Origin of the sequence: Luteibacter sp. Sphag1AF (assembly GCF_014192715.1) — a bacterium.
GTDB lineage: Bacteria > Pseudomonadota > Gammaproteobacteria > Xanthomonadales > Rhodanobacteraceae > Luteibacter.
This window is the reverse complement of the sequence record NZ_JACHYH010000003.1, coordinates 211,599-223,367: the sequence shown is the minus strand read 5'-3', so window position 1 is coordinate 223,367 and position 11,769 is coordinate 211,599. Positions and strand designations below refer to the sequence as shown.

The following is an 11,769-nucleotide window of genomic DNA, read 5'->3' as shown; positions in this document are numbered from 1 at the left end:
TCTGCATTCCAGCGTGACGATGAGCGGGCCGTCACGGTCGTCCGGCAGAGCGGACGGTCATGGCGGGAAGCGGGCGGCGGGTGCCCATTCGTAGATTTCTCTCAATCGGGCGCAGAATCAAGGGGCGCCGCGGTATTCGGCCACCGATGGGGAATTTTTTGCGCATGCCGGGGTCATTCAACGGGGACTCATAGCGACCCTTTACACTCGGCGGCGCACCTGGACACCTGGCGGGAAACGATATTGAACAAGGCAGTCAACAGCCGGGGCGCAAACTGACGCATGCAATATCCCGGTAAGGAATCTCCCGAATTCTTGCAGCATCACCGGCTGGAACCGTCGGTGACGGGCGGCCGTTCGGGGCTGGCGCCGCTGGATGCGGATACGCGGAACCTGCTGCACGGCATGCGTTGGCGCAAGCCACCGCGCAACCCGTTCCGTTTCGGGCTGATGTTCGCGCTGGTGTTGGTCTTCCATATCCTGCTGCTGCTCGTGGCCCGCTACGAGATGCAGCCGCGTTACGCGCTTCCCGCCGAGCCCCTGCCAAACGACGAAGATGTTCTTCAGGTGCGCCTGATGGATGCGCCGCGTCCGCCGGAAGCGGCGCAGACCGAAACACCCCCTCCACCGCCCCCTCCGCCAAAGGTGCGCTCGCCTGAAGCTACCCGTCCGGAGCCGCGGCCCGTGCCTCATCAGGAAGCGCCCTCGAAGGACGCCATGACGGCGACCGTACAGGCTCCGGCCACGCCACCCGAACCGGCCAGGACGCCGACGCTCAATCTCTACGGCGCGGATGGCAGCGTTGCCGTGCCCCAGGCAACGGGAAAACCGATGTCCGATTACGCGCCGCCGAAGCCGAAAGGCGACAGCCAGGTGATGGATCACAGGCATGCGGTGACCTATACCGAAACGCGTTTCGAAAAAGCCTGGGCGCCGCGTGACGAAAACGTGATCAACAAGGGCATTCGTCGCGCCATGGAGACCACGACCAAGTCCACCACCATCGCGTTGCCCAAGGGCGGCGGCCGTATCAAATGCGCCACCGTTTTCTTCGTGTTGCCAGTGGGCTGTCGTGGCGAAGATCCCGCGCCGCCGTCTAAGAAAGACGGCGATGTCCGGCTCAACATGGCACCGGCCAATCCGCTGGTGAAGGACATGCCGGCCGATCCGGATGCGCCGCCGAAGCTCACCGAGGCACAGTGCATCGCGGCATTCCGTGCCGATAAACCGCTGCCGCAGGGCTGTGCGACCGACACGCCCCTCAAGGCCATGGACCAGGAAAACGCGGAACTTCGCAGGCGCGCCGGGCAATAGGTAATTCGTCGTTGTCACGGCGGGCGTGAGTGCCCACACTACCGCCATGCCAACCCCGCCATCGCAGGACAGCGACAAGCCGAACATGACGTCGCTGCCCGTATCGCCGCGGGACGCAGCGATGCATGCGCTCGTCTATCGGCGGCGTTTGCGTGAGCGTCCGCGCGACCGGTTGCTGCGTATCGCGGCCATGGTCGGCACGCTGCTCATCCATCTCATTTTCCTGTTCGGCATGATTCTCGGGCCGGCATACGAGGTGTTGCCACCACCGCCCGACCACAGCGATGAAACCCCGCTTGAAGTCCGCCTGATCGACAAGCCCCCGCCGCCGGTGCCTCCGGTGCGCGGCACGCCGTCCAAAGCGCCGGTCGATCATTCGCGGCGCGCCAACGCCAGCGCGACGGCAAGCAAGGCGTCGCGGGATACGCGTGCGGCTGCGGTGGCGGCGAACACGCGCTCGACGATGCCTGCCATCGCGGTGCCTGCCGCTGTACCGCCGCAGATCAAGCTGGACACGAAGGTGAGTGCGCCCACGCCGAGCGTGCAGGCCACGCCTGAGCGTCCCGTGGTTCAGGCCAAGGCGCCGCCCCGCCAGCCCGATCTTCAGCAAGTGCCCGTGCCTGAGTTGCCCGCGCCGGATCTGGCGATGGACAAACCGCAGCCAACCGTCGTGCCGCCGCGCTTCCAGCCGGAGCCGGTACGCCGTGCGCAGGCCGAGGGCACCGCACCCATGCCGCCACCTGCTTCACTGGCGATGCCCCCGGTGCCGGCGTCCCAGCAGGATGTGACGCCGGAGCCGCCGCGCATCGTGGCCGACACGGCAGCGAAGGTGCCCACGACCGCCATGACGCTGGCGACGGTGCCGCGTCCGGAGGTGGAAGCCACCTCCGCACCGCCGACGCCACAGGACGAGCCGCTTCCCAACGTAGCCATCGAGCCGGCCGCTCCGAAGGTCGAGGTTACCGCCGACATGCGTGCTGTTCCGCCTAAGATCGCGGTGGAAACGGTGAAGGCGCCTCCCGTGGAAGCGACTGCCGATCTGGAGGCGATTCCGCTGCCTGACGCCACGGCCCGCCCGGTCGTCGGAGCTCCGGTGCAGACACTGGACAAGCCCGCCTTGCAGGCTCCGCGTGTGGCGCCGGGTGACATGCAGCGCCCGGTTGCAGGTATCGACACCTCGGCCACCCAACCTGGCCAGGCGCCCGGCGACGTGGCTGCCGGTGAGTCGACGGCACAGACGCAACAAAGCCAGGGCAAGGCAGCCGGCGATTCCTCCCCGGCGAAGTCGGATGGCTCCGGCGCGTCGGCGGGCGACAAGGCGGCTGCTGCGGGTGGTTCGAACACGCCCGGTGCGGTGGCAGACAACGGCAATCCGGGCGCGGCGAAGGGTGCGGATAGCGGACGCAATGTCACCGGCGCCAACGGCACCTCCCAGCGCGAGGATGGTGTACAGGGCGGGCAGGGGGACAAGCAGGGCGCCGTGGGCACGTATGTGCAGGTTCGCCCGCATGGCAACACCGACGTGATGACGCGCGGGAAGGTGCATGTGGATTACCAGGCCACGCGCTTCGACGGCGCGTGGACGCCCAAGGGCGAGAGTTCGGTGGATACGGCCGTCCGGCACGGCGTGGAAGGCAGCACGGTCAAATCGACGATTTCGTTGCCGCGTGGCATCCGCGTGGATTGCTCCGGCGGCCCGGGAACGCCCAATACGGCGATGAAGGCGATTTCGCTGCTGTCGTTTGGCTGTCACGGCGACAAGCCGGGCGAGGCCGTCGCGCAGGATGCGCTGGCGAAGAACCAGACGATGGCACCGTCCAAACCACTGGCTGACAATCTGCCTCCTGCCAACGCCGCGTCGGTCGCATCCGCGCCCATCGCGCTGGACAATTCAGCTCTGTGCACTACGGCGCGCATCGCAGGTGGTCCGTTGCCGCCGGGCTGCGAGGCCGACGTGCAGGTGGTTCGACCGACGCCGAAGCCCGGCGATTCGTGGGTTCCTGCCAGCGATCAGTTCAAGTAGACAGCGGCCGCACTTCGGTGCCCGCCACTCGGTCGTAGAGCGTGCGGCCACGCGCATCCAGCAGGGCCGGCGCAATCAGCACCGCCCAGCCGACCACGGGAGCCCATGCCGCCACGCGCAATGAGGTGAACGGGTAAATCGTCAGCAGAGCCACGGGCAGCGCGGCGATCAACAGGCGCAGCAGCGTGCGCTGCCAGGTCAGAGGCCGACCGGTTTGATCGGTAACCCGGATTCGCCACGGGCGCATGCCCAGCGTCTGCCCGCCCCGCAGCCACGACATAAAGAAATACGCGCCCACCACCAACCCCTGAAGCGGCTGATACCACCAGGTCAGCAACTGGCCATGCTCGTCGGCGAGGCGGCCACCAGTGGCCATCTGCGCAAGCAATCCGACCACCATCACGATGGCGATCACGGCAAGCAGGTCATAGACGATGGCGGCAAGGCGGCGCCAGAGCGGGGCGGTGGGCATCGGATTGGGCATGGGTCCGGAGTGTAGAAGAAAGGTCGCCCTGATCGGCGCACTCTGCGTGGACGATGCGCGCGGGGTCAGCCTGCGGACCCGGTGGGCTAGACTTCACCCATGTCAGACGCTCCGAATATTGCCCCCGCCGATGAAACCCTCATCGCGCGCTTCATCGAGAAGATCTGGTCGGAAGACGGCCTGGCCGATCGCACGCTGGAAGCTTACCGGCGCGACCTCGAAGGCCTGGCGCGATGGCTGGCTGCGCGTGGTCGCAGCCTCGCCGATGCCGGTCGGGAAGACCTTTCGGCTTACCACGGCGAGCAGCCTGTGGCGGTGCGCAGCATGGCCCGGCGTCAGTCGGCCTTCCGGCGATTCTATGCCCAGCGCGCCCGCGATGACGGTGAGCGCGACGATCCGACCCTTCTGATGCAGCGGCCCCGCTTGCCCCGGGGGTTGCCCAAGGCGTTGCCTGAGCGCGACATCGAAGCGCTGATTACCGCGCCCGACAGCGGCACCACGCTTGGCCTGCGCGACCGCGCCATGCTGGAGTTGATGTACGCCTCGGGCCTGCGTGTCTCCGAACTCGTGGAGTTGCCGTTGTCTGGCCTGAACACCCGTCAGGGTGTGCTCCGGGTAACCGGCAAGGGCGGCAAGGACCGGCTGGTGCCGGTGGGTGAGGAAGCGCTGGCCCACATGGACGCCTACCTCAGGGACGCCCGGCCACAACTGGCGCGCGGTCGTCAGCCGGTGGCGTTGTTTCTGTCCCAGAGGGGCGAAGGCATGACCCGGCAGATGTTCTGGACGCTGGTGAAGCGCTACGCCATGCAGGTTGGCATCCCCGGCAAGAGGGTGTCGCCGCATGTGCTGCGTCATTCGTTTGCCACGCATCTGCTGAACCATGGTGCGGACCTGCGTGCGCTGCAGATGCTGCTGGGTCATAGCGCGCTCAGCACCACCCAGATATATACGCTGGTGGCGCGCGAAGGCCTCAAGCGCCTTCATGCGCAACACCATCCCCGCGGGTGACGACGCCATCCCGTGTCACAATGAGGAACCGATTTGCCGTCTGGGTTGTCGAAGGCGGCAGGCCCAATCGTCGGTTCGACATGGAGTAGTACCCGATGTTCAAGAAGACCCTGCTGGCCGTTGCCGTCAGCCTGTTTGCCGTCGCAGCCGTTGCTTCGGAAGTGGAAGAGAAAGTCGTGCGCACCGCTATCGAGGCCCTTGGTCCGGGCATTCAGGTGGACAGCGTCACGCCCGCGCCCATGCCGGGTTTCTACCAGGTGGTGGCGTCCGGCCGCATGGTGTATGTGAGCGCCGATGGCCGCTACATGCTCAATGGCAACCTGGTCGATCTCAAGTCTCAGACTGACCTGAGCGCGCAGAGCTGGGCTGCCACGCGCAAGGCTGCACTGGCGAAGGTTCCGGCCTCGCGTCGCCTGGTTTTCGCCCCGGCCAACCCGAAGCACACCGTCACCGTCTTCACCGACGTGGACTGCGGCTATTGCCGCGAACTGCACAAGCACATCGAGGAATTCAACAAGCAGGGCATCGCCGTTGAATATCTGTTCTGGCCGCGCGAAGGCCTGCAGACCACCTCGGGCAGCGACACGCCGTCTTACACCAAGGCCGTGTCGGTCTGGTGCGCGGCGGATCGCCGTGGCGCATTCAACGAAGCCATGAAGGGCGGCGCGGTGAAGCCGGCCACCTGCGAGAACCCGGTGAAGGATGAATTCGAGCTGGGCGAACGCCTGGGCGTGAATGGCACCCCCACCATCCTCACCGAAAACGGCGATGTGGTCGGCGGTTACGTTACCCCGGCGCAGTTGCTGAAGTCACTGAGCAAGCCGGCCGGCTCCAAGGGCGGCTGACCCTCAAGGCCACAGGGTCGGGCTCGCCCGGCCTTGCGACCCGGCCGTCAGGCCTGTGAAGGCGCCGGGCAACTGCCCGATGGCCTGAACGCCGAGGCCTTTGGCGGCTTCCGGGGCCACGATGCTGTTTTGCAGCATCGTGTAGAATGGGCGTTTTCCCGCAGCGCCATCTCCCCCGCATGATCGCACTCGACGGGCAAAGCGCCCTCTCGCCTTTCCGCCTCGAACGTCTTAACGCCCGCCTGGATGCCCTGCATCACGGCACCCGCGTGCAGGCGGCCTGGCATGTCTATTTCATCGACGTGGCCGCAGCGCCCGAGGGCGACGCGCGTGCGCGACTGCTCCAGGTGCTGGAAGCCCGGGACGGTTCGCCTGAAGCGGCCACCTTCTGGGTGGTGCCGCGTCTGGGCACCATTTCGCCATGGTCCAGCAAGGCCACGGACATCCTGCACGGTGCCGGTTTCGACGTGCGCCGCGTGGAGCGTGGTCAGGCCTGGCGCATCACGGGCCTTCCGGCGGCGGGTGAGCCCGATCACGATGTGGTGATGGCGGCGCTGTTCGATCCGATGACCCAGTCGGTCCTGTCGGCCATCGACGAAGCGCACGGGCTGTTCCTTGCCGGTGAGCCGGGCCCGCTCGGTCGCATTGATCTGGGTACGGACGCGAAGGCTGCGCTGTCACGTGCCAACGTCGATCTTGGTCTCGCGCTTGCTGACGACGAAATCGACTATTTGGCCGCGCGCTATGCCGAGATGGGCCGCGCGCCGTCGGATGCCGAACTCATGATGTTCGCGCAGGCAAATTCCGAGCATTGCCGTCACAAGGTGTTCAATGCCACCTGGACACTGGACGGTGCCGAGCAGGACCTGTCGCTGTTCGGCATGATCAAGAACACCCACCAAAAGTCGCCCGAGCACACATTGTCTGCGTATCACGACAACGCCGCGGTGATCGACGGCTATGAAGGTACCCGCTTCTTCGCCGATCCGGCCGATGGCGTCTATCGCGCTCATGCCGAGCGCGCGCCGTATGCGATCAAGGTGGAAACGCACAACCATCCCACGGCCATCGCGCCGTGGCCGGGTGCAGCTACCGGTGCCGGTGGTGAAATCCGCGACGAAGGTGCTACCGGTCGGGGTGGCAAGCCCAAGGCTGGCCTCACCGGTTTCTCGGTGTCGCATCTGCGCATCCCGGGCCTGAAGCGCCCGTGGGAAACCGATCGTCCCTTGCCGCCGCGCATGGCGTCGGCGTTCGAGATCATGCGCGACGGCCCGCTGGGCGCCGCTGCCTTCAACAACGAGTTTGGCCGTCCGGCTCTGGGCGGTTACTTCCGCACGTTCGAGCAGGAAACCGGTGAGAAGGGTGTGCGTCGTGGTTACGACAAGCCCATCATGATCGCCGGCGGTCTGGCCGCCATTCGCCCGAACCATGTCGACAAGCGCGCCGTGCGTGCCGGTGACAAGGTCATCGTGCTTGGTGGTCCGGCCATGCTGATCGGTCTGGGCGGTGGTGCCGCTTCGTCCGTGGCCTCGGGTACCTCCAGCGCGGAACTCGACTTCGCCTCCGTGCAGCGCGACAACGCCGAGATGGAGCGTCGCGCGCAGCAGGTCATCGACGCATGCTGGTCGCGCGGCGAGAACAACCCCATCGTCAGCATCCATGACGTGGGTGCCGGCGGTCTGTCCAACGCCATTCCCGAAATCCTCAACGATGCGGGCATGGGCGGCGTGATCGACCTGTCGGCCGTGCCGTGCGACGACCCGACGCTGTCGCCGATGCAGGTGTGGAGCAACGAGTCGCAGGAACGCTACGTCCTTGCCATCGGTGGCGAAGACCTCGCTCTGTTCGAGTCATTCTGCGCGCGCGAACGCTGCCCGTATGCGGTGGTGGGTGAAGCCACGGCCGATCCGCGCCTGCTGGTGCGCGATCCGCGCCGCGACATCACCGTGATCGACCTGCGCATGGATGTGCTGTTCGGCAAGCCGCCGCGCATGCATCGCAACTCCGTGCGCATCAAGCCGCGTGTGGATCTGGTGGCCGACCTCACCGGCATCGGCATGGACGAAGCGCTGATGCGCGTGCTGCGCCTGCCCGTGGTCGGCAGCAAGAACTTCCTCATCACCATCGGCGACCGTACGGTGGGTGGCCTGAATGCGCGCGACCCGATGGTCGGCCCGTGGCAGGTGCCCGTGGCGGACGTGGCGGTGACCATGACGGACTTCGACGGCTACACCGGCGAAGCCATGGCCATGGCCGAGCGCGCGCCCATCGCGCTGCTGTCCAGCGCTGATGCCGCACGCATGGCGGTCGGTGAAGCCATCACCAACATGGCCGCCGCGCCGCTCAAATTGAACGAGCTGCGCCTGTCCGCCAACTGGATGGCCGCCGTCAATCACCCCGGTGAAGATGCCGCGCTGTTCGACGCCGTTAAGGCCGTGGGCATGGAACTGTGCCCGGACCTCAACATTGCCATCCCCGTGGGCAAGGACTCGCTGTCCATGAGCACGGTGTGGATGGACGGCGAACAGAAACAGAAAACCGTTTCGCCGGTATCGCTGGTCATCACCGGTTTCGGTCGCGTGGAAGACGTGCGTCGCACGCTGACTCCGCAGTTGAAGCTGGATCGCGGCGACACCGAACTGTGGCTGATTGACCTCGGCGCAGGCCGTGACCGCCTCGGTGGTTCGGCGCTGACGCAGGTGTTCAACCGTGGTGGCGGCGTGCCGCCGGATCTGGACGATCCGAAGCGCCTGCGTGCCATGTTCGAGCTGATCCAGGAAGCCAATGCGGGCGGCCTGTTGCTGTCGTACCACGACCGTTCCGACGGTGGCGCGATCATCACGCTGCTGGAAATGGCGTTTGCTGGTCACTGCGGCCTCGAAATCCGTCTGGACGGCTGGGCTGACGCCACGCTGCGCGCACTCTTCAATGAAGAACTGGGCGCGGTGGTGCAGGTAGCCAGCGCCAATCGTGAAGCCTTTGAAGCATTGTTGGTGAAGTACAACCTCGCCGGCATGACGCATTCGATTGGCCGTCCGAAAGAAAAGCTTGGCATCAAGCTGTTCCTCGGTGGCGAGACCGTGTTCAAGTGGAACTGGTCGGAACTTTTCACCGCGTGGAACGAAACCAGCTACGCGATGCAGCGCCTGCGCGACAATCCGCACAGCGCCGATTCCGAAAACGAATGGCGCAAGGACGATGCCGATCCGGGCATCACGCCGAAGCTCACCTTTGATCCCGCCCAGGACATCGCCGCGCCGTACATCGGCACGGGCGCCCGTCCGCGCGTGGCCATCCTGCGCGAGCAGGGTGTCAACGGTCAGGTGGAAATGGCCGCTGCATTCAATCGCGCAGGGTTCGATGCAGTGGACGTCCATATGTCCGACCTTGCCAGCGGCCGTCTGCGCCTGGATGACTTCCGCGGCTTTGCGGCCTGCGGCGGCTTCTCCTATGGCGACGTGCTGGGCGCCGGCCGTGGCTGGTCCACGTCCATCCTGTACAACGACATGCTGCGTGCGCAGTTCCAGTCGTTCTTCGAGGATGGCTCGAAGTTTGCGCTCGGCGTGTGCAACGGCTGCCAGATGATGTCCGGTCTGAAGGACATCATCCCTGATGCGAAGCACTGGCCGCAGTTCCTGCGCAATGCGTCCGAGCAGTACGAAGCGCGCCTGGCCACGCTGGAAATTCTGGACTCGGGCAGCATCTTCTTCCGTGGCATGACCGGTTCGCGCATTCCGGTGGCCGTGGCTCACGGCGAGGGGCGCGTGTATTTCCCGAGCGTGTGCAGCCCGTCGAAGAGCCACGCTGCCGCCCGCTTTGTGGACAACCGCGGTCGCCCGACCGAAAGCTATCCGTTGAATCCCAACGGTTCGCCCGGCGGCCTGGCCTCGTTCACGGCCGCTGACGGTCGCGTCACCATCATGATGCCGCACCCGGAGCGCGTGTTCCGCACCGCCCAGCTCAGCTGGCACCCGGAAGCCTGGGGCGAAGATTCGCCTTGGATGCGCATGTTCCGCAACGCACGGGTCTGGTGCGGCTGATCGTCGTCAAACGCACGCCGTCTCCGATAAGGAGGCGGCGTGGGTACGTGACATAATCGGCAGGTGAATATTTCCATGCAGCGCGAACCCGACGTCAGCGTTATCGTCGTTCTGGCCGATAGCGGCCCTTTCTCGCGCGAGTGCGTTGAACACGCGCTCCAGTCGAGCGTGTCGGTTGAAGTCATTCTTGTCGACAACGGTTCAGCCGATGGCGTGCCGCAGGCGATTGATCGCGCTTATGCCGACGACGACCGGGTGCGGGTCATCTACAACCGCGCCAACCTGGGGTTCGGGCCGGCCATGAATCGCGGGGCCGCGCTGGCGAAGGCGCCCATGCTGATGATCCTGAATCCTGATTGCCTGCTGCAGCCAGACACGCTTGCCCGCATGCTGGCCTACACAGGCACGCACACCGGCATCGTGGGCGCCGTGGTATGCGACAACCAGGGGGTGCCCGATCCCGCTTCCCGCCGCCGCGACCCGCTGGTGGCGCGCGCCATCAACACGATGACCGGCCGTGCACGCGACGACGCACGCTATCCGGGCGTGAACATTCCCGGCGCATTGCCGGACGGTCCCGAGCACGTGGAAGCCGTGTCCGGCGCCATCATGCTGATGCCGCGTCGTGTGTTCGAGGCCTTGCATGGTTTCGACGAAGCCTATTTTCTGCATTGCGAAGACCTTGACCTGTGCCGTCGCGCGCGGGATGCCGGTTACGAAGTGATTCTTGCCGGTGACGTGCGCGTGCTCCACGGGAAGGGCGGTTCCAGTCGGCATCGTCCGGTGTTCGTCAGTCGTTTCAAGCATCGCGGCATGTGGCGCTGGTTTCGTCTGCACGATCCCGCCTCACGGCGCCCGCTGGTAGCCGCTATCGTGTGGCTGGGAATCTGGACGCACTTCGTCCTCAAGATTCCCGGGCAGCTCTGGCGCCTCGCACGTCGATGAGCGCGTCGGCGGCGCGAAGCTCCCGGCTGGCAACCCTCGGATTGCTGGCGGTCACCGCGGTATGGGGCTCTACCTTTGTCCTCATCAAGGACGTCGTCGGGCGCATGTCCGTTGTCGATTTTCTTGCCGTGCGATTCAGCATCGCGGCGGCGGTGATGCTGCTCCTGTTCGGCCGTCACGTTGCGCGACTGGGTCGTTTGCCATTGATGCGTGGCCTGGGTCTTGGCGTGCTTTACGGTGTCGCACAATGGTTGCAGACAGAGGGTCTGTCACTGACTTCGCCGAGCGTCAGCGGTTTCGTCACCGGCATGTACGTGGTGTTTACCCCATTCCTGTCCTGGGTACTCCTGCGGCAGCGCATGCCGACGGTCGCCTGGGCTGCGGTGGCGCTGGCCACCGTCGGCCTGGGTGTGCTGGCATTGCATGGCTTCGAGGTCGATCTGGGGGTCTGGCTCACGCTGGCGTCCGCCGGGCTGTATGCGTTGCACATCATCGGCCTCAGTCGCTGGTCGAAGCCCGACGAGGCGTTCGGCATGTCGGCAGTGCAGATCGCGGGCATTGCCCTGGTGACGCTGCTCGCCACCGTACCCCACGGCCCTTCGCTGCCTCCGGACAATGCCGCGTGGCTGGCCGTGCTTTACATGGCGCTGGTAGCTGGCGCGGGGGCCATGCTGATGCAGACCTGGGCCCAGGCGCATCTGCCGGCCACGCGTGCGGCCATCGTCATGACCACCGAACCGGTGTTTGCCGCGGGCTTCGCCGTGCTGCTGGGCGTGGATGCGCTGACCTGGCGGATGGCCATGGGCGGCCTCATGGTGCTGGGCGCCATGTACATGGTGGAACTGATGCCCCGCCGTCGCGGCGAGGCATCCTCTGAAGCGTTGCACCACGAGGTGTGACGCTCAGCAGCAGCGTCCGCCCGTACCCTTGTAGCGTGCGATCTGCCGTTCCCTGAAGAACTCGCTGTACGTTGGCACCGGACGCTCCGGATGGTGCTCGCGCAGATGGCGCACGTAGACGTCGTAGTCCGGCACGCCGCAGCACAGACGGGCGGTTTGCACCGCCCATCGCCAGAACGACCCGCGTTGTCGTGTCACTGTCTCGTTCATG

Annotated in this window: 9 protein-coding genes; 7 read left to right on the top strand and 2 right to left on the bottom strand. The window is 65.9% G+C overall.

Going from position 1 to position 11,769, the window contains the following annotated elements; translation table 11 throughout:
- Nucleotides 1-282: 282 nt before the first annotated feature.
- A complete protein-coding gene (locus tag FHW69_RS10535; protein WP_183423014.1) occupies nucleotides 283-1,314 on the top strand; it encodes a hypothetical protein in 1,032 nt (343 codons plus the stop codon).
- Between the two features lie 25 nt (nucleotides 1,315-1,339).
- Nucleotides 1,340-3,337 carry a hypothetical protein gene (locus FHW69_RS10530; RefSeq protein WP_183423013.1) on the top strand — a complete coding sequence of 666 codons (1,998 nt, stop codon included), beginning with the start codon at nucleotides 1,340-1,342 and terminating at the stop codon, nucleotides 3,335-3,337.
- Here the strand turns inward: FHW69_RS10530 and FHW69_RS10525 are convergent.
- A complete protein-coding gene (locus tag FHW69_RS10525) occupies nucleotides 3,330-3,821 on the bottom strand; it encodes an RDD family protein (protein WP_183423012.1) in 492 nt (163 codons plus the stop codon). The two genes, FHW69_RS10530 and FHW69_RS10525, sit on opposite strands and share 8 nt — an antisense overlap.
- A 99-nt stretch (nucleotides 3,822-3,920) precedes the next feature.
- Here FHW69_RS10525 and xerD point away from each other — a divergent pair, with 99 nt between their 5' ends.
- From xerD to FHW69_RS10500, 5 genes are all read left to right on the top strand, one after another.
- Nucleotides 3,921-4,829, top strand: a complete 909-nt coding sequence (gene xerD / locus FHW69_RS10520; RefSeq protein WP_183423011.1) for a site-specific tyrosine recombinase XerD — start codon at nucleotides 3,921-3,923, stop codon at nucleotides 4,827-4,829.
- A gap of 95 nt (nucleotides 4,830-4,924) precedes the next feature.
- Nucleotides 4,925-5,674: a DsbC family protein gene (locus FHW69_RS10515; protein ID WP_183423010.1), complete on the top strand. Its 750-nt coding sequence runs from the start codon at nucleotides 4,925-4,927 to the stop codon at nucleotides 5,672-5,674.
- Between the two features lie 179 nt (nucleotides 5,675-5,853).
- Nucleotides 5,854-9,714, top strand: coding sequence for a phosphoribosylformylglycinamidine synthase (gene purL, locus FHW69_RS10510; RefSeq protein WP_183423009.1), 3,861 nt, complete (start codon nucleotides 5,854-5,856; stop codon nucleotides 9,712-9,714).
- A gap of 75 nt (nucleotides 9,715-9,789) precedes the next feature.
- Entirely contained in the window at nucleotides 9,790-10,659 is an 870-nt protein-coding gene (locus FHW69_RS10505; RefSeq protein ID WP_183423008.1) for a glycosyltransferase family 2 protein, read from the top strand.
- On the top strand, nucleotides 10,656-11,558 hold the full coding sequence (locus FHW69_RS10500) for a DMT family transporter (protein WP_183423007.1): 903 nt from the start codon (nucleotides 10,656-10,658) through the stop codon (nucleotides 11,556-11,558). Before FHW69_RS10505 ends, FHW69_RS10500 begins: the two co-directional genes overlap by 4 nt.
- Before the next feature lie 3 nt (nucleotides 11,559-11,561).
- Here the strand turns inward: FHW69_RS10500 and FHW69_RS10495 are convergent, their stop codons facing one another.
- Nucleotides 11,562-11,768 carry a YbdD/YjiX family protein gene (locus tag FHW69_RS10495; RefSeq protein ID WP_183423006.1) on the bottom strand — a complete coding sequence of 69 codons (207 nt, stop codon included), beginning with the start codon at nucleotides 11,766-11,768 and terminating at the stop codon, nucleotides 11,562-11,564.
- Nucleotide 11,769 lies beyond the last annotated feature (1 nt).

What these genes read in the sequence shown, in the direction of transcription:
- FHW69_RS10535 (WP_183423014.1), top strand. Translation starts at nt 283, where the DNA reads ATGCAATATCCCGGTAAGGAATCTCCCGAATTCTTGCAGCATCACCGG.
- FHW69_RS10525 (WP_183423012.1), bottom strand. Translation starts at nt 3,821, where the DNA reads ATGCCCAATCCGATGCCCACCGCCCCGCTCTGGCGCCGCCTTGCCGCC.
- xerD (WP_183423011.1), top strand. Translation starts at nt 3,921, where the DNA reads ATGTCAGACGCTCCGAATATTGCCCCCGCCGATGAAACCCTCATCGCG.
- FHW69_RS10515 (WP_183423010.1), top strand. Translation starts at nt 4,925, where the DNA reads ATGTTCAAGAAGACCCTGCTGGCCGTTGCCGTCAGCCTGTTTGCCGTC.
- purL (WP_183423009.1), top strand. Translation starts at nt 5,854, where the DNA reads ATGATCGCACTCGACGGGCAAAGCGCCCTCTCGCCTTTCCGCCTCGAA.
- FHW69_RS10505 (WP_183423008.1), top strand. Translation starts at nt 9,790, where the DNA reads ATGCAGCGCGAACCCGACGTCAGCGTTATCGTCGTTCTGGCCGATAGC.
- FHW69_RS10500 (WP_183423007.1), top strand. Translation starts at nt 10,656, where the DNA reads ATGAGCGCGTCGGCGGCGCGAAGCTCCCGGCTGGCAACCCTCGGATTG.
- FHW69_RS10495 (WP_183423006.1), bottom strand. Translation starts at nt 11,768, where the DNA reads ATGAACGAGACAGTGACACGACAACGCGGGTCGTTCTGGCGATGGGCG.